The sequence below is a fragment of the Providencia sp. PROV175 genome (genome assembly GCF_032707045.1).
GTDB classification, from domain to species: Bacteria; Pseudomonadota; Gammaproteobacteria; order Enterobacterales; family Enterobacteriaceae; genus Providencia; species Providencia hangzhouensis.
Genome location: NZ_CP120533.1, coordinates 362,944 through 381,966, shown reverse-complemented (window position 1 = coordinate 381,966; position 19,023 = coordinate 362,944). Strand labels below are relative to the sequence as shown.

Sequence of the window (19,023 nt, the reverse complement as noted above, 5' to 3'; positions counted from 1 at the left end):
GTAATTTTGCGGAATATCAAAATTACCTTTCAGTTAATGCCTGTTTCATTCGTGTAATCGGCTTAATCAGATAATCAAAAACACTTTTCTCACCCGTTTTAATATCAACAGAAGCAATCATTCCAGGAATAATATCCATTTTATTGTTATTTTTATCGAGTAAGTAATTCGTTTCTGTTTCAACAATAATACGGTAAAACGTTTCTTCTTGATTTAATTTTAATTCATTACGCTGAGCATCATTACTTAAAGTGTCAGGACTGATCAATTTTACAGTCCCTTTTAACCCGCCATAAATTGCATAGTCATAAGCGGTTATTTTTACTACTGCTGGCATCTCTGGTCTTAAAAAAGCGACATCTTGTGGCCGAATATAAGCCTCAACCATTAATTTATCATCTAATGGTATAATTTCTAAGATATCTTGCCCAGTATTAACAACGCCACCCACTGTCGTAATCTTAATATTTTTCACAATTCCACGTACAGGAGCATGGATTTCTGAACGTATAACATGGTCTTCGCGCATACGCATATTTTCTTTGGCTTGAGCAAGTTCAGAGCCAACACGAATTAACTCCTCATTCGCCTCTGCGATATAATTATTTTCACGCTCATTAATTTGTGTTGCTAGCTCGACAGACTGTCTTTCCATGCGCAACACTTCCACATGAGATACCAAGCCTTTTTTGGCTAAAGGTCGAGTAATTGTAATTTCTCTATCTAATAAGTTTTTACTTTGTGTTAAACCCGCAATAGCCTCGTCTCTTTGCCTTTTTTTTGCATTAAATGCATTTATTTCACGTTCCACTAACTTTTGGTCGTTAACTGTCGAAAAGTCAGGTTCTTCATTACGTGATTCACTATATAACCGAATATATATTGCTTCTAAATTTTGTACCTTCGCTTGGCTTTCTCGTAAAATAGCCATACTTCTTGCATCATCTAACTTGAGAAGTATTTGCCCTTTTTCAACGATATCACCTTCTTTAACAAACATTTCTTCAATATTACCGGGATCGATACTTTGAATGACTTGTTCACGACTACTCGGAATAATCGTACCCTGCCCTCGAATTATCTCTTCTAAATCACTGAAATAAGACCAAACAATAAAAACAGTTAATAACAGTGCTAAGAATAGGATAGGAAGAAACAATAAGGTATGACGCTCTTTCTGCATCACTGATTGTAAATCATGTGAAAAATCATGAGATTGATAACTGTTTTTTCTCTTCTCGGAATATTGGTTATGCTTGTTCATGTTCAGCCTTCCCTTCATGTTGTTTAATAGTGCGTTTAACTTGTGAAACAATACGAACTTGTGGCGCGGTAGGATGCTGAACTCTCGGTGTATCTGTGCTTACAGCTTTTTCTATATCATCTTTCTTTTCTAGTGTTTTAAGCACCGAATCTTTAGGGCCATCTAATACAATTCGGCCATTATCAACAACAATAATACGGTCGACTAAACTCAAAATAGGTAATTTATGTGTCACAACAATAAGTGTTTTATTTTTAGTCCATTCACCAATAGCCGCCAATACGTCTTTTTCCGTTTCAACATCAATTCCTGTGGTCGGCTCATCTAATAAAACGACTTGTGGATTATGTAATGTCAGTTGTACTAAAGAGACAATTTGCTTTTGGCCTCCAGAAAGGCCTAAGCCATCTTCACCTAAGGGCATGTCTAAACCAGCCGGATGTTGGCGAATAATTTTATCTAAATGAAAACGCTGCAACGCATGAATTAAGTCGTCATCAGAGGAATAACCGTCAAGACGGGCAAGGTCAAGATTGTCACGCAGCGTTCCAAAAAATAACCGTGGTTTCTGTGTTAACATCGCCAATTTACTTCTTAAGTAAATTGGGTCTATTTGACGAATATCTATATCATCTAAAAGTATATTGCCTTCTTGCTGCTCATATAGCCCAGTTAATAGTTTTAAAAGGGTACTTTTTCCACCACCGATCTTGCCTAAAATGGCCACTTTTTCTCCAGCCATAATATTTAAATTAATATTATCCAAGGCTGGTTGACTATCTTTGCTATAACGATAGCTAACATTAGATAACGTTAACGCACCTCTAATGGAGGTTGGTGAAATATATTTTTTATGATCTTCGCGCTCAATTGGTCGTTCAAAAATATTTTTAACACCATTTAACGCTGTCCGAGCAGATTGAAAACGTGTTGCTAAACCCGCAATTTGTCCTAAAGGTGCTAATGCACGTCCAGACAGTATTACACTGGCAATCAAGCCACCCATGGTAATGCGTGAATCTACATCATTAGCATGGATCAAATAGGTTCCAACAAAAACCAATGCAACAGTATTGATTTGTTGCATTCCCGCACTGAAACTCAACATAAAGTTGGTCAAATTACGTACTTTAACGGAAGCAAACGCCGTTTTCTCTGTTAATATTTCCCACCGCTGTTGAGCCCAATTAACCGCATTATTCAACTTTAACGTTTCAATACCTTCGATAGCTTCAACAGCTAAACCCTGTCGCTGAGAGGTTTCTTTCATCGATGCATTAATGCCTTCAGCTAAAGGTTTTTGAATTAAAATACCAGCGATAATAACGATAGGAATAATAGTCAATGGAACTAATGCGAGATAACCTCCAATCATACTGATCACACCAATAAACAACAGAATGAAGGGGAGATCGACAAGCGCTATCAAGCTAGCACTCGTCATAAATTCACGGATGGATTCAAAATCACGTAAATTATTTGCATAAGAGCCAGATGAAGAAGGTTTTTTATCTAAGCTAATCCCCATTACTCGGTGAAATAACATAGCGCTTATTATGATATCAGCTTTTTTTCCAGCAACATCAAGGAGGTAACTCCGCAACATTTTTGCTAAAAATTCAAAGCATATTGCTAGCAGTACACCTATCGATAATACCCATAATGTTTCATACGCTTGATTTGGGATCACTCTATCATAGACATTCATGACATATAGGGAACTAATTAACGCCAAAACATTAATTACAAATGAAGCTACGATAACTTGATAATAATACTTTTTAAATTGCCAAATTATTTTCCAAAAATGATTTTTTTCGTATTTTTCAATTTCAGAACGGCTTTCAGATTTTATATTTCGTTTTATAAACCAACTATATCCCGAATAATTTTTTGATAGCATTTCAAAGCTAATTAACTGACAAATCCCTTCTTTCGTTAAGATTTCAAAATAACGTTCATCATTGTTTTCTTCTATTTTATTAACAACAATAGATTCATTATTTTCAAGTAATACAATAAAAGGAACCGCAATGGTCGGGATAGCTTTCAAATCAACTTTAATCAACTGGTTATCGAATTGATGTGAATTTAACACGCTAACAAGAGAGGAGTAATCTATTGATTTATCAACTTTTCTTTTTGTTTGAGATAGCAATACCTCTGGCAGGATAGCATACCCTAACCGCGCAGTAACCAGAGATATATTATTAATAATATTCATGTTATTTTTAGCACTTATTGATTCATCCATGCAGACATTTTTGCCTGCACACTAAGATAACTAAGTGTCGCGTCTCTATAATCATTTTTCAAAGTGACTGCACTTGTCTGTATATTTGCTAATTCATTATAAGCATCTAATAAATCGATCAATGAACGACGGTTAATCGTAAATTGTTTTTCATAGTTACTGACAACTTTTTTTTGCTCCAAAATATAATTTTTAGCTATAACTTCTTGTTCTTCACTTTTTATCATATTGATAGCTGCGGATTGGCTCATTTCTTCAATTTCACGAAATGTTATTTTAATTCGTTCATTAGATGCCAATAAGGCATACTCTTTTTGTGCTTCACTATAATAACTAGCTTGGTCAAAGATATTCCAAGAAACACGCAAAAAAACCTCTTTATTATCAGGCGTTGCATTTATTTCTAAGTTTAGTGCAGGTTTTCTCATTGCACTTGCAACTTTCACATCTGCCTCAAGGCTTTTCGCATCGGCAACCTGTGCTTTATAACTTGGGTTATTTTCCAAATTACTCTCTTGAAAATTCCGTAAAACTTCAGTGCTGTCAGTATTTCGAAACGGATCAATGAATTGTTCTGCTAATAATTTTCTTTGCGTTAATATCGATAGCTGACTCAATGCTAAATTTAAATTTCGTTCAACTTCAGCTCGGTTCATCTCAACTTTTAAAGTACGTGCTTTAACTTGCGTTAATTCACTTGAACGGCCAGGGTCATACTGAATTATCGTATTTAACTTCTCTAATATATGTTGATGACGAGCCAAGTTTTCATTAATAACAACAAGTGTTTCTTTATTTCTTAAAATAAGTAAATAAAGCTGACTAATTCGAACACTTATATCTTCCTGAGAAAGAATATATTGGTTCTCATAGTATTCTTGTTTGAATTCCTCTCTATCAACACCAGCTTCTATTCCTCCCCAAGCATAAACATTCATCGTTGTTTTCACTCCTGGATGAAACCCAGACTCCATAGAGTTACTTTCATATTTATGATGTTGAGCAACCGGCTGAGTCCCCATCACACTTACCACTGGATAGTGCCCTGAGTTTGCCATTTTCACATTACTTTGTGCGGCTTGGTAATTCGCATAAGCTTCTTGAACTTCAGGCGTATTATATAAAGAATCTTTAAGTAAAGTTCTTAATTCAATAACATCAGCCACTGTATTCATAGAGAACACACTCAATAAGAATATAGCCAGAATATTAAAAGCTCTTAATTTCATATTTTAAACATATGTCTATAAAGAAGGATGTAAATACATTTCAATCTATTAACATTAAAAATACTATATATAATAAAATAAAAAGGCAGGATTAATCAGCCTGATTACTCATTAAATTTTCTATTCGTATAAATATATCAAAATGTTGGGGGTATTATTTTTAATACCCCCATAGTTATTGTTCTAGATTATTGCAGCTTGGTTTTCTTGTAATGCATCTAGCGATGAATTCATAAAACCATTCAAATTGGTTGATGCAATACTCCCATCAACATTCATTTCATGTAGCTCCATCGTATTTTCTTGTGAAAATAGCTTCAGTAATGAAAGGTCACTCGTTATTGATGATACACTCGTAGACTCTTTAAGATTACTTATATTCACAGTAATTGAAGGCTGATAACTCGTACCATCATTATCTGTTAGCGTTAAAGTAAACTCTTCTTTATCAACACCAATTGGGCGAGTTGTACTTGGTCGATAAGAGAAATCACCGAAGTTTTTCTCTCCTAAAGAAATCGAAAAGAGCCCACCAGCATTGGTCTTAATCGCGACTTCACCGTTACCGAAATCAGCCCAAATACCTTTATCGCTTCCATCAGATGTCACTGATTTATTTGATGGGTCATATTTGTAAGTTATACCATCGACTTCAACACTAATTGATTTCATTCCATCAGCACCAAAGGTTAAAGATGAATTTGCATCTTTACCTTTAGAAAAGCTACTTTCGATAACATTCTCATTCGGTACATATTTACTTAAAATATTACCTAACGAACTCATATCTTTCAGCACAATTACATCGTTATGGTCATTATCAGTATTTTGTTTACCATCGAAAGCAACGGGTTTCAGATAATCTGAACCGGTTTTTCCATTATTGACAGTCACCATGTCTTGACCAATTCCGATTGCAACAGAACGAATTCCATTATCTACCAAAAACTCAGTCCACTTATCTTCACCAATATCGGTATAAGCACTTCCTGGAACATAATCTTGAGGTGACTGCTCACTTATCCCTTGACCATAGTTTTTATTTCCCATATTAGGAGTGCCATCACTAATAAAGAAGAAGGTATTATCAACAGATTGCTCCGTCACAGGCCCCGTACCACTTGCTGGATGATTATTATAACTATCTACGATTTGCTGTAATGCCGCATCATAGTTGGTATCCACCCCAAAATTTAAGCTTCTTGACAGGTCACCTTGCCTACCCTTTAAGCTATTAATCAAATCTTTAGCTTCATCCAATGTAAACCAATGCGAAGTACTATGCGTTGCTTGTAATGATGGATTAATCACCGACGCTTTATCTGCAAACCCATTTAAACTCACACGAACGTCACCTGAATCCGCGCTATTTAAACGCTCTTCATAGCTCTTTAACAAACTCTCAATTGAATCTAGCGCGGCATCATAGCGTGTTTTCATCCCTGATCTCGTGTACCCACCCAAAATACCGCTATCATCTTTCCCCATGCTACTGGATAAATCTAACGAGATAATTACGTTCGCATAGAATGTATTATCAGTTGGAGCTTGTACCACGACTTCAACATTATCAGAGAATGGCTTGTCATCATGAATAATAATTTCAGTATCAACAATATCGATGCCATTACTTAATCCAAAATCAATTTTGAGTGAATCTGTACCTGCAGGATGATCAACAAGGCCTTTCAAATCAACTTGATAATCAACACTCGTTTGGCCATTTTCATTCTTTGTATCAGTGATGGTGACAGCAATAACCTCTTCACCTTCTGATGTTTTTCCTACAAAACCATCATTGGTCGCTTCCTATATAACGGTTTTACCACCGGATGTCAGAGTTGTTGTTGGCGCTGTTATTTTTAGATCTTGCTCTGTAATCGGCTTATCACTTGGGTTGGCTAATGTTGCCGTTCCTGTTGTTACGGCTAAAGTACTATTCGCAGTTCCATCTGTTCTAAGCCCTTTTTCATAAACATCCACAACTGATGGTAATGATGGCGTAATTTCAATGGTTACTTCAGCGACGTTCGAAATATTGCCGTTTTTGTCTTTGACGGTGTAAGTGATGGTATCCGTGCCCACTTCCCCTTTCTTCGGGGTGTAAACCAGTTTGCCATCGGCATCGAATGTTGCGGTGCCTTTGGTGCCGTTGGTCACGATGGTGACGGTGCTTGGGTCGATATCGCCGTCCAAGTCGGTGTCATTTTTCAGCACATCGAGAGTTACCGGTACGCCGTCTTTGGTCACACCATTGTCGTCTTTCGCTATCGGCGCGGCATCGATGGTGACAGTAACCGTGGCCGTATTCGACACGTTGCCATTTTTGTCGGTCACTTGGTAAGTGATGGTGTCGGTGCCCACTTCCCCACTGTTCGGGGTGTAAACTAACTTACCGTCAGCATCGAATGTTGCCGTCCCTTTGGTGCCGTTAGTCACGATCACCGCGGTGCTTAGGTCGATATCGCCGTCCAAGTCGGTGTCATTTTTCAGCACATCAAGGATCACAGGAACTTCCGTTTTCGTCACGCCATTGTCATCTTTCGCTTCAGGGGCATGCTCTACCGGTTTAGAACTGCGACTTCCTCCACCTGAACTTGAAGCAATAACGCCAGCAATAGGAATAAGTGCAGCTAACCACCATGGGTTAAATGCCCATACTGGTGCTAATGCATCACCGCCTATGGCTTGCCCTGTCGCTTGACCATCCGCCAATTGACTAATTGCATCACTTTTTTCTGCACTTTCTGGAATATATGGGAAATACTGACCATTTTCATGTTGACCAATAATTAGATTAGAGCTTCCTTCGTGATAACCACTCTCACCATTATCCGCAAAATAATTTTCGATAATAATATCTGGCTGCTCGATATCACTACCTTCAAAAGCAATAAATAAATTTTTATCAACTCGTTTAACTGCGATATTTTCTGGTGCAAAATTAGTTTCTTCATCAATTAAGAGATAATTAACATTTTTTTTTGCATTAATATGCAATGGTTGATTTTGTTGGCCTATACCCTGTTGCCCGGCAATAACAGAATGTTGCTCAATTGTTTTTTCGCTATTATTAATTTTAATTGATATTTTTTTTATAGACATAGTTATCCATTGCCTCATTGAAGACAATTATTCATTGTTTTAAATTTATTGGAGGATTTTCAGTTATTGACAATCTTCGAGCATATCAACACGTGATAAAGTATGTGACTGAACACTTATATTTCCTTTAATATCATTCAGTTCCTTTTCATCCATCGCTCTTAGTTTTGTTTTCCCATCAACTTCAACAATCAAAAACAGATGCTTTTTTCCAGCTTCTAATTCAAAAAAATCGGAAGCATTTAATTTAGTATTATAACGTTCTCTTACGTCTGTCTTATAAGCTGTTAAATTGTTTCTTCCAGCACACAGCTCAATACCCTTAACGGAATTACTTTCTAGCGAAGTTAAATATTCATTATTCACAAATATATTAATTGTTTTCCCTTTAACTTGATTATCTATGCGATAAAATAAAACTAATGCTTTATTATCATTAACCAAGTTATATTCTTTGAGAGTGTTCTTATTGTTCCATGATTCTTTATTATAACCATGTAACCCATCATTCCTCATACAGCCAGAGAGTGCAATTACACACAGCATTATTGCAAACCCATATATTTTTCTCATAACAACCCTTTCTGATACAATTAGTTTTTTATTTAAAACGGAAGCGATTCCCTTATTTAAATAAGGAAATTAATATTGAATTGGTGACATCTAGAAATTGGATTTAATTAGAATCCAATAGCAAAAATATATGATTTGTACACTATGGTTCCAACCTTATAATTTCCCCTCTCCAGGTAAAATATTTAGTTACATACTGAAACTTTTAGCATTATATAGTTTGCAATTGATATACGTCAAATAAATAACCAACAGCTATATCAATCGACCGAATAGATATCAATATTAGTCGCTATTTTACCAATTGATTTTAACTGACTGTTTTATAAGATAAAAAAACAGTTTAAAGTTTAAAGTATTTTTTTATAACCCTTAAGGAGTAAAGTAGAAAAGATTAGAAAATAACAAAAATAAAAATTTTCACTTGAAAATATGACATTTGTAGGTGATTTAAATATTTTTAATTCCCCCTACAATATGTTATCGAATTGTTTTTTATTTGTTTTATTTGCGTGTATTTCCACCATGGTTAAGCAGAAAAACAGATAATTTAATAGCGTAATATTCCTATTATATATAGAATTATTAGAGCATGATGTGAATATTCACATATGAAAATTAAATACGTTCTTTATCGAAACAATTATAAATCAGGTGAACTGAACATTACCTAGGAATTATTATTCTCTTTTTTAGCATGATTATTCCTAATTAATTTTCATCAAAGTATTCTTATTTAGATGAATAGAACGAATGTATAATACCCACAGAAAAACTTGGGTTAATTCCCTTTTTCACATAACAAATAATATTAAAATAACTTTTAGAGATATTTAATTATTAAGCCATTAAATATTTCTAATGACTTAATAATCTCTGACAAATTAATAGATGAATATACTTACTTTATGGCAATTTTTCTTTCCTAATGTTTTACTAAAAGGATCAGTTAGTTCCCTGTATACACATCACATAATACTGGCCATCAATAATTTCAGTGCCTTCCGTTTCGTGTTCAAAGCCAGGAAATTCGCTATCCCATGCTTGAAGGCTATTTAGATAGCCAATATGTGGACTATTTTTATCACCAAAACTTTCCCCTGATAGCAACATTGGAATGCCCGGTGGGTACGGAATAATCGAGTTTGCTGCGATACGACCGGCGAGTTTATCTAAAGGCACCGCCTCAACGCGGTTAGCAACAATTTCTTGATAGGCATCGCGTGGGCTCATCATCACGGCGGGGAGTTGCTCATAAGCCTGATTTAACTGGCCACCTGGGTTATTTTTTTGTAGATACACAAACATTTTATTGCCTAAATCACGTAGCCCCATCTCGCCATAGATCTCAGGAGACGCTTCAACCACTTCAGGTAATACTTTTTTCAGTGCCGTATTGTTGTCATAATGGCGCTTAAACGACAGCAACGCATTGACCAGGGTTCCCCATTTTCCTTTTGTGATCCCCATAGAAAACAAGAACATAATTTGGAAATCAGTCGTGCGGGTTGGTACAATACCATAGTGGTTTAACCATGCCGTGACTAACGCGGCTGGGACGCCGCTATCCAGTAATTTACCGTCATCTCCCATTCCCGGCGACAAAATACTCACCTTAATCGGGTCAAGCATCGCCCAATTTTCAGGGATATCTTTAAAACCATGCCATTTATCTTCAGGGTTCATCACCCAGCAGCTTTGCTCTTTCATCAACAGTTCAACAGGCGCATCTTCAAAAGCATAGCGCTTACCTGTTGCTGGGTCTTTCACCATTTCTTGATTCCATGGTTTGAAAAACCACTCATCGTCATTGATAAATTCTTTGTATAGGTAGCCCAGTGATTGGCGAAAGTCGATAGCTTCACGGATCACTTCATCAGTGAGTGAACGCCCACTATTACCGTCCATCATGTCTGCGGCAATATCATTTGAGGCACAAATTGCATATAGCGGCGAAGTAGTCGCATGCATATGATAGGCTTGGTTAAAACGATTAAAATCAATCGCATTACGGCCATTTCGAATGTGGATAAATGAAGCTTGTGAAAGTGCATTCAATAATTTGTGCGTAGAGTGAGTTGCAAAAACGGTGGGCTCATCGTCTTTTCTAGGGTCATCACGCATCGCAAAGTGGTCGCGATAGATAGGGTTAAAGCGTGCGTAGCCGTACCATGCCTCATCAAAATGGATTCTATCCAATGATTTATCCAGCAAATCCTGTACTTTACGTGCGTGATAGCACACGCCATCGTAAGTACAGTTGGTTACGACGCTATATGCAGGACGTTTGCCTATTTTATCCGAAGTTAATGGATTTTTAGCGATTTTTTCAGTAATCGCTTCGGGTGTCATTTCTTGAGGATAAATCGGGCCAATGATGCCATAACGATTACGGCTTGGTGTCATATAAACCGGTTTTGCCCCTGTTAAGATCAAACCTTGCTCAATAGATTTGTGGCAGTTACGGTCAATCACAACAACATCATCATCTGTCATACAAGCTTGCATAATCGTTCGGTTCGAACCCGATGTTCCCACAACCACGGAGTAAGATTGGTCAGCACCAAATATACGCGCAGCATTCCTTTCACACTCACCAAATGCGCCGGTATGGTCTAACAGTGAACCCACAGCAACCCGCTCAATACCGATATCCGTCCGAAATAAGTTTTCACCAAAGAAATCATGATAAATGCGACCTGCGGGAGTTTTGGTGAACCCAACACCACCTTGATGCCCCGGTGCTGCCCATGAATATTCATGTACATCACTGTATTTAATCAAACTTTTCATCAAAGGGGGCAGTAAATTGGCGCGGTAGCGGATGATCGCGGCAAGGACACGACCTGCAATAAAATCTGCAGAATCTTCTAAAATCCACGCAAATTCATCGACTTGTTCCATCATCTTACGGTCAAATGCCGTCAAGGCTTCTTCACGATCACTTAATAAAAAGACAGGGACATCTTCTTGCCTGCGATGAAGTTGGGTAATTAATTGATGTGCCTGAGTTTGTTCTTGCTTGTCTGACATATCTCGGCCATATAACAAGCAATCAATACTGGTATTTGATCGAATGTATGCCATCCCATCTTCAAAATTACGAATGATCACGGTTTCTACGTGCTCATCTTTAAGTTCACTAGCAAGTCTTGCTACAGCATGGCTAATCACGGAGTCGTCATCGGTTAATTCCGTATAAACTATGAGTGCTCTCATCAATAACTCCCTTTTAACTTTTTAAAATCAAAATACTGATAATATTAGTCTTAACGTAAATAAGGTTTGATTGCAAAGTTATCGATGAGGATTCAAGCCACTAATCACTCATCTAATTTATTAATCACTACTCTTGCATTCATAACTAACGACTTTGCTTTCGCTTCTCGCCGTTGCAATAACGCCATAAAAATCAGGTCTGTTAGCGTATTTTGTGCGGTTCTTGAAGAAATTGATGAACTACGCCATTCATCTTCCTCCGCAATACTTTCAAGAACATAATCAGCAATTTGCCCCAGTGGTGAATCACAGTCACGCGTAATCGCAATGACACATGCCCCTTGCTTACGTGCAATATTCGCTGCTGTTAGCATGTCTTTACGCTTCCCTGTAAAAGAAATAACGATTTGTACATCATGAGCATTGAGAGTGAGTGCCGCAGCAATTTGCACATGATGGTCTGACTCCACGAGCGTTGTAATACCAATTTTTTGTAACTTATAACTTAAATCTTTTGCAGTTAAGCCTGACCCACCAATACCGACAATTTGCACTCTCTGTGATTGGTCTATTCGCTCAACAATGCGTTCAAACTGCTTGAAATCAATTAATTTTGTTGTTTCTGTAATGGAGTGATTTTTTTCCATTGCGAGTTTCTGAGCAACAACCATCAAGTTATCATCAGGCGCAATACGGTTATGTAGAGCAGAATGAGGCGCTCCATCTTTGAGTTGTTGGCGCCCAATAATCTCGCTAAGTGCAAGTTTCAAGGCAGGATACCCCTTTACACCAACTTTCTGACTAAACTTAACGATGGCTGATTGGCTAACATCTAAAATTTCCGCTAATTGCTGAGACGACAAATTTAGTACATTTTCGGGATTTTCAAGGATAAATTGGGCAATTTTGCGTTGGTTTTCCGCTAATCGCGGTAGTGAGTAGGTAATGATGTCCAATAATGTCATGGTGACCTCTAATAATAATTGTAATAGCCAGACCTATAGATAAAAAAATAATAATAAATTATTCCTCAATCAAGCCACTGATACCTGATGAATAATACTTATAATTCAAAGAGTCGTGACTTTAGCTTATAAAATTAATCACAAAATATTCTTGTATATTCACAAGTTAGAATAGATAGCACCGTGATGTTAATCACATATAAGGAATAAATAATTCCTTATATTAGCCCAATAACTGATTTAGGAGCAATTTTTATGACTATCGACTTAAGCAAAATGGTAACTGAAAGCCGCAATGCAGCCAGTACTAATATCGACCAACTATCAACGGCTGAAATGCTGAAGGTCATTAATGATGAGGATAAGCTCGTTCCGTTAGCAGTTGAAAAAGTGCTCCCTGAAATTGCTCAACTGGTTGATAAAGTCGCAGAGGCTTTCTTAAAAGGCGGTCGTCTGATTTACTCAGGCGCAGGAACCTCTGGCCGTTTAGGAATTCTTGATGCCAGTGAGTGCCCGCCGACTTATGGAACGCCACATGAACAAGTTGTGGGTTTAATCGCCGGTGGCCATCAAGCAATTTTCCGTGCCGTAGAAAATGCAGAAGATAAGCCTGAACTGGGTGAACAAGACCTCAAAGATATTCAATTTAATGATAATGATGTGTTAGTTGGTATCGCAGCCAGTGGGCGAACGCCTTATGTATTAGGCGCTTTAGCTTACGCGAAGGCTGTTGGTGCAACAACAGCGGCCATTAGCTGTAACCCAAATAGCCCAATTGCCAATGCCGCAGATATTGCTATTACTCCCATTGTAGGTGCAGAGGTTGTCACCGGTTCTTCACGCATGAAAGCAGGAACAGCACAAAAATTAGTGCTGAATATGATCACCACTGGGGCGATGATCCGTATTGGAAAGGTGTTTGGTAATTTAATGGTCGATGTCGAAGCAACAAATGCCAAACTCATTGAAAGACAAACTAAAATTGTGATGGAAGCAACCGACTGCGACCGAACTACCGCAGAGACCGCCCTTCAACAATGTAACCGGCACTGCAAAACTGCCATTTTAATGGTGTTATCGGGTTTAAATGCCGATGACGCACGTCAACTACTCTTAGATAACAACGGTTTTATTCGTACGGCTCTCAATATGGCCTCATCCGCCTAACTTGCGGACTTCAATGGGATAAATAGTATGGCTAAAATAACAATAGAAATGATACAGCAGATCCTGCAACACGTTGGAGGACGCCGTAATATTAAATTAGCGGGTAACTGTATGACCCGTTTGCGGCTCACACTCAACAATGACCAGCTAGTCGATAAATCTGCACTCAAACAAATTGCAGGAGTGCTTGGCGTTATTGAAAGTGATGAACAACTGCAAGTGATCCTTGGCCCAGGTAAAGCGCAAACTGCCGCGGACTTGATGAACCAACTTTTAGATAGTGATGAAGAGGATAACCACGAAGCAGCAGCCCAGCCTCAGGATCTGAACGATATTGCATCCGCAAATAAGCAGCAACTGAAAAAGAAACAAACCAGTGCCGTTCACCGATTTTTATCCAAATTTGCCACCATATTTACTCCGCTAATTCCAGGTTTTATTGCTGCGGGCTTACTATTAGGTTTTGCAACTCTGGCGAAACAAACCTATTTTCCAGCAGGGCTCCCGACAAAACCTGAAGAGCAGACCCTACTCGTACATACGATTCTGTATATGTCGGTATTTAGCAAAGGGCTGTTTAGCTTCCTAAGTATTCTTATCGGTTATAACACTCAAAAAGCCTTTGGCGGTAGCGCAGTAAATGGCGCCATCATTGCTTCACTGTTTGTTCTTGGGTACAACCCTGAAATAGCTAAGGGGTTCTATTCTGATATGAATAGCTTCTTCGGGTTGGCTATCGACCCAAGAGGTAACATTATTGGGGTATTAATTGCGTGTATTTTTGGGGCATGGGTCGAAAAACAAGTCCGTAAAATTATTCCAGCCAACCTTGATATGATTTTAACTTCAACAATTACCTTGTTAATTGTTGGTGCTGCAGTGTTTATCTTCATCATGCCAATTGGCAGTTGGTTATTCTCTGGTATGTCATGGCTTTTTGTTCATTTAAGCAGCAACCCATTCGGAACCGCTATACTTGCTGGGCTATTCTTAATTGCAGTAATGTTTGGCGTGCACCAAGGTTTTGTTCCGGTATATATGGCACTCGTTGAAACCCAAGGCTTTAACTCACTTTTCCCTATCCTAGCAATGGCTGGTGGTGGGCAAGTTGGTGCAGCGATGGCGTTGTACGTTAAAGCCGCAAAAGATTCAGTGTTACGTAATCAGATTCGCGGGGCCATCATTCCAGGTTTCTTAGGTGTCGGTGAACCACTTATCTACGGTGTAACTCTTCCTCGAATGAAGCCGTTTGTCACCGCATGTTTAGGCGGTGCTGCTGGGGGGTTCTTTGTTGGACTCGTGGCTTGGATGGGTTTACCCGTTGGTTTAAATACTGTCTTTGGCCCGTCCGGCTTAGTCGCTATCCCAATGATGACCTCTGCTGATGGCGTGTTCCCAGGGATGTTAGTTTATGTGGGCGGGTTATTCGTTTCCTACTTATTCGGTTTTATTTTTACCTACTTTTTCGGCACTAAAAACGTCGATTTAGATTAATCGCCTCCCTTACATGTAAAAAGCAGCCCATGGGCTGCTTTTTGATGGGTCATATAAACTGCACTTTTATCAGAAAATCATTCCAACCAAATCAGGGGAACGCACAAAGCCGTTAAAATCCCCATCACCCAGTTAAAAATAAACCAAGCACGACGGCTACGTAAAAATAGGCTAATTAATGAACCAAACCCCATCCAAATTAAACCCGCCACTAAGTTAACTATCACAAATGCGATACTCATCATTAAAATAGATTGGGTAAATAATTCACCGGGGAGGCTAAATCCCCCGACAGCGCCTAGCCCCATCATCCATGCTTTGGGGTTTAAAAACTGTAATAAGCCGCCTTGATACCAAGTAATGCTTTTCGCAACTTCGCTATTCGTCTTCAGTGGTGCATAATTTGCTGTCGCTGTTTTCCATGCTAGCCATAGCAAATATAGACTTCCGGCGAATTTTAAGGCGACATGAAGCGCAGGATAGAGCAATAAAAGTGCAGCAACCCCGAATGCGGAGAGATAGAGTATTGACTGCATCCCTAACATAATACCAAGGCATAATATTATCGTATGGCGAAAACCGTAGTTTGCTGCACTTGACGTTAGCAACATATTGTTAGGGCCGGGAGTGACTGCAGCAATGAATAAAAACGTAAAAAGAGAAAAAACCAGCCCCAATGTCATTTATAATTTAGCCTCAAACTCAAATTTGTTTACTTGCATCACAAAAAAATAACAGTATGTTATGTGACTCACAAGAGTCTCCATTAAATAAAAATAAGGCTATGTCAGAAAACTTTCGTCCAATAAGTTGGGCTAAAAATCCACACCTCCAAACATTACTGCCAAGGATTTTCCGTAGAACACCGAAAATCAAACCAATATGGCAGCGGCTTGAATTGCCTGATGGCGATTTTATCGATCTCGCTTGGAGTGAAAAACCTGAGCTAGCGGCACATAAGCCACGTTTAGTGATCTTCCATGGTCTCGAAGGCAATTTTAAGAGCCCTTATGCCCACGGGATGCTAGAAACGGCCCAAAAGCATGGTTGGTTGGGTGTAATTATGCATTTTCGCGGTTGTAGCGGTGAACCCAATCGCCAACAGCGAATTTACCATTCAGGTGAAACCAGTGATGCTCGCTATTTTCTCCGTTGGTTACAACAAACCTATGGTGATACGCCGACGGCCGCAGTCGGCTATTCTCTTGGTGGTAATATGTTAGCGTGCTATCTCGCAGAAAGTGGGCAAAATGCAGATTTAGATGCGGGCGTCGTGGTTTCGGCACCATTAATGCTAGAAGCCTGTTCTTTGCGGATGGAAAAAGGAATATCTCAATTCTATCAACGCTATTTACTAAATGGCTTAAAACGTAATGCAACGCGTAAATTGGTACGCTACCCTGGCTCACTACCTTTAAACTTGCTGCAGCTTAAACAACTAAAACGCATCCGTGAATTTGATGATGTGATCACTGCTCGTATTCATGGTTTTGATGATGCGACAGATTATTATCAAAAATGCAGCGCATTACCTAAATTAGCTTACATCACGAAGCCAACATTGATTATCCACGCTAAAGATGACCCATTTATGGCGCCTGAGGTTGTTCCTGATTTATCATTTTTACCCCACAATGTGGAATACCAAATGACAGAACATGGTGGGCACGTAGGCTTTGTGAGCGGTACCTTGAGGAAACCGCAAATGTGGTTAGAAACACGCATCCCTCAATGGTTAACGCCTTATTTAGATAAGGAAATAATGTGATTATTCCTTGGCAAGAACTTGAACCTGAAACATTGGAAAACCTAATTGAAAGCTATGTCTTACGGGAAGGAACCGACTACGGCTCCCATGAAAAAAGCTTACAAGATAAGGTCAACGATGTGAAACGGCAGTTAGTTTCTGGTGAAATTGTGCTAGTCTGGTCTGAATTGCATGAATCAGTTAATTTCATGCCTAAGGGGAGTTTTTCTGTCTGATGTTTTTATTCTATGGTTCATTTTTACGCCATCATCTATCATGAATTAAGTTGCGGGTTTTCCACACAATCATGTCGTAAAACCATCAAATAAAACTCAAAACCCTAACACCCGTTAATCCGCTTCATGCACTATTGATTAAAATAGTGCTTATAAGCGCAACACAGGGAGTCCACGATGTCCAAAAAGCACCCAATCATTGCTATCACTGGTTCGAGCGGAGCTGGCACAACCTCAACTAGCCAAGCATTTCGTAAAGTTTTTCACCAATTAAATATCCAACCAGCAACATTAGAAGGGGATAGCTTTCATCGCTATACACGCCCTGAAATGGATATGGCTATCCGTAAAGCCAGAGAACAAGGCCGGCACATCAGTTACTTTGGCCCCGAAGCGAATGATTTTGCGTTGCTTGAACAAACCTTAATCGACTATGCAAAAACAGGTTGTGGGCAGTCCCGTAAATATCTACATACTTATGATGAAGCGGTACCGTATGGCTTGCAACCTGGGACATTTACCCCTTGGGAGCCGCTACCAGACAAAACAGATATTTTATTTTATGAGGGGCTGCATGGTGGCGTTGTCACTCCAGAACATAATGTTGCACAACATGTTGATTTGCTTGTAGGTGTTGTCCCTATTGTCAACCTCGAATGGATCCAAAAATTGATCCGCGATACCACAGAGAGAGGGCACTCCCGCGAAGCGGTTATGGACTCTGTTGTACGTTCAATGGGGGACTATATTAATTACATCACGCCACAATTTTCTCGCACCCATATCAATTTTCAACGCGTTCCTACGGTAGACACCTCTAACCCATTTTCGGCTAAAGCTATCCCATCACAAGACGAAAGCTTTATTGTGATCCGCTTTCGTGGGCTAGAGCAAATTGATTTCCCCTATTTGCTATCAATGATATCCAGCTCTTTTATTTCAGCAATGAATACAATTGTCGTCCCAGGAGGGAAACTCAGTTTAGCAATGGAATTAATTATGGCACCAATAGTCGAAAAACTAATTAATCAAAAGAACAACAGTTAAATTATTTTTTGATTAAAAAATAAGATGCTTATCATTAATTAAGGTAAGCATCTTTCAATTCAAATATATTAATAAAAATTAAATTTATTTTTAGTTTTTTATTTCAAAGCTGTGTGTGACTTCAACGGTTTTCTCTAACATCAATGCGACTGAGCAATATTTCTCAGCAGAAAGTTGAACGGCACGTTCGACTGCTTTTTCCGTTAATTCATTCCCTGTCACAATAAAATGCAAATGGATTTTCACAAAATAACGAGGGGCTTCTTCACGACGTTGTGAGGTTAATTTAACTTCACAATCCGTAATATCATAGCGGCCCTTTTGTAGAATCGAAACGACATCAATCGCGCTGCAACCACCCGCAGCCATTAGCACCATTTCCATTGGGCTTGGGGCTTTATCACCTGCATTACCGTCCATCATCACTTGGTGCCCAGACGCTGACTCCCCTAGAAAAGAAAGTCCTTCAACCCACTTAACTCTTGCTTCCATTATATTTCCCCTTGAAATGAAATCGGTTTAAAGGCTACATTGTTCCATAGATACAATGAATGTTATATCAACTTTATTTGGCTGAAGCGATACAGGGAAGACTTTCTTTATTGGATATGCTACAAACAATACTTAGTTGATAGGATTAAGATCAAAACTCAACGGTTTAATTGATCATATTATAGTGTTGATATCAATTTGCGTTACCCAAAGCAATCAAAAACGCTGAAG

Annotated in this window: 15 protein-coding genes; 5 read left to right on the top strand and 10 right to left on the bottom strand. The window is 38.7% G+C overall.

What is annotated here, in order from left to right; genetic code table 11:
* Nucleotides 1-22: 22 nt before the first annotated feature.
* The 8 genes from P3L44_RS01670 to P3L44_RS01635 all read right to left on the bottom strand — a co-directional run bounded on the left by P3L44_RS01670 (nt 23) and on the right by P3L44_RS01635 (nt 12,609).
* Nucleotides 23-1,264, bottom strand: a complete 1,242-nt coding sequence (locus P3L44_RS01670; protein WP_272661889.1) for an HlyD family efflux transporter periplasmic adaptor subunit — start codon at nt 1,262-1,264, stop codon at nt 23-25.
* Nucleotides 1,251-3,488: a type I secretion system permease/ATPase gene (locus P3L44_RS01665; protein ID WP_410480051.1), complete on the bottom strand. Its 2,238-nt coding sequence runs from the start codon at nt 3,486-3,488 to the stop codon at nt 1,251-1,253. The genes P3L44_RS01670 and P3L44_RS01665 overlap by 14 nt, the downstream gene beginning before the upstream one ends.
* A gap of 14 nt (nt 3,489-3,502) precedes the next feature.
* Nucleotides 3,503-4,747: a TolC family protein gene (locus P3L44_RS01660; protein WP_272661886.1), complete on the bottom strand. Its 1,245-nt coding sequence runs from the start codon at nt 4,745-4,747 to the stop codon at nt 3,503-3,505.
* 183 nt (nt 4,748-4,930) lie between these two features.
* Complete coding sequence (locus tag P3L44_RS01655; RefSeq protein WP_272661884.1) at nt 4,931-6,439, bottom strand: vWA domain-containing protein; 1,509 nt, start codon at nt 6,437-6,439, stop codon at nt 4,931-4,933.
* A 117-nt stretch (nt 6,440-6,556) separates the two neighbouring features.
* Nucleotides 6,557-7,852, bottom strand: coding sequence for an Ig-like domain-containing protein (locus P3L44_RS01650; RefSeq protein ID WP_272661883.1), 1,296 nt, complete (start codon nt 7,850-7,852; stop codon nt 6,557-6,559).
* A 63-nt stretch (nt 7,853-7,915) separates the two neighbouring features.
* Nucleotides 7,916-8,425 (bottom strand): cell envelope biogenesis protein OmpA, encoded by a 510-nt coding sequence (locus tag P3L44_RS01645; RefSeq protein ID WP_125891838.1) that lies wholly within the window; start codon nt 8,423-8,425, stop codon nt 7,916-7,918.
* Between the two features lie 945 nt (nt 8,426-9,370).
* Nucleotides 9,371-11,644 (bottom strand): arginine decarboxylase, encoded by a 2,274-nt coding sequence (gene adiA / locus P3L44_RS01640; RefSeq protein ID WP_272661880.1) that lies wholly within the window; start codon nt 11,642-11,644, stop codon nt 9,371-9,373.
* A gap of 104 nt (nt 11,645-11,748) precedes the next feature.
* A complete protein-coding gene (locus tag P3L44_RS01635; RefSeq protein ID WP_140172020.1) occupies nt 11,749-12,609 on the bottom strand; it encodes a MurR/RpiR family transcriptional regulator in 861 nt (286 codons plus the stop codon).
* 255 nt (nt 12,610-12,864) lie between these two features.
* Between P3L44_RS01635 and murQ the strand changes: the two genes are divergently transcribed.
* Nucleotides 12,865-13,776 (top strand): N-acetylmuramic acid 6-phosphate etherase, encoded by a 912-nt coding sequence (gene murQ / locus P3L44_RS01630; protein ID WP_004262531.1) that lies wholly within the window; start codon nt 12,865-12,867, stop codon nt 13,774-13,776.
* A 27-nt stretch (nt 13,777-13,803) separates the two neighbouring features.
* Nucleotides 13,804-15,270: a PTS N-acetylmuramic acid transporter subunit IIBC gene (gene murP, locus P3L44_RS01625; RefSeq protein WP_140172019.1), complete on the top strand. Its 1,467-nt coding sequence runs from the start codon at nt 13,804-13,806 to the stop codon at nt 15,268-15,270.
* Between the two features lie 77 nt (nt 15,271-15,347).
* On the opposite strand, the gene P3L44_RS01620 is transcribed toward murP, so the two are convergent.
* Nucleotides 15,348-15,953 carry a LysE family translocator gene (locus P3L44_RS01620; RefSeq protein ID WP_004262547.1) on the bottom strand — a complete coding sequence of 202 codons (606 nt, stop codon included), beginning with the start codon at nt 15,951-15,953 and terminating at the stop codon, nt 15,348-15,350.
* Nucleotides 15,954-16,054: 101 nt separating this feature from the next.
* On the opposite strand from P3L44_RS01620, the gene P3L44_RS01615 reads away from it, so the two are divergent.
* From P3L44_RS01615 to P3L44_RS01605, 3 genes are all read left to right on the top strand, one after another.
* On the top strand, nt 16,055-17,038 hold the full coding sequence (locus P3L44_RS01615; RefSeq protein ID WP_272661878.1) for a hydrolase: 984 nt from the start codon (nt 16,055-16,057) through the stop codon (nt 17,036-17,038).
* Entirely contained in the window at nt 17,035-17,253 is a 219-nt protein-coding gene (locus tag P3L44_RS01610) for a YheU family protein (RefSeq protein WP_004262551.1), read from the top strand. Before P3L44_RS01615 ends, P3L44_RS01610 begins: the two co-directional genes overlap by 4 nt.
* 177 nt (nt 17,254-17,430) lie before the next feature.
* Nucleotides 17,431-18,300 (top strand): phosphoribulokinase, encoded by an 870-nt coding sequence (locus tag P3L44_RS01605; protein ID WP_272661876.1) that lies wholly within the window; start codon nt 17,431-17,433, stop codon nt 18,298-18,300.
* Between the two features lie 90 nt (nt 18,301-18,390).
* Here the strand turns inward: P3L44_RS01605 and P3L44_RS01600 are convergent, their stop codons facing one another.
* Nucleotides 18,391-18,792: an OsmC family protein gene (locus tag P3L44_RS01600; RefSeq protein ID WP_004262554.1), complete on the bottom strand. Its 402-nt coding sequence runs from the start codon at nt 18,790-18,792 to the stop codon at nt 18,391-18,393.
* Between the last annotated feature and the right edge of the window lie 231 nt (nt 18,793-19,023).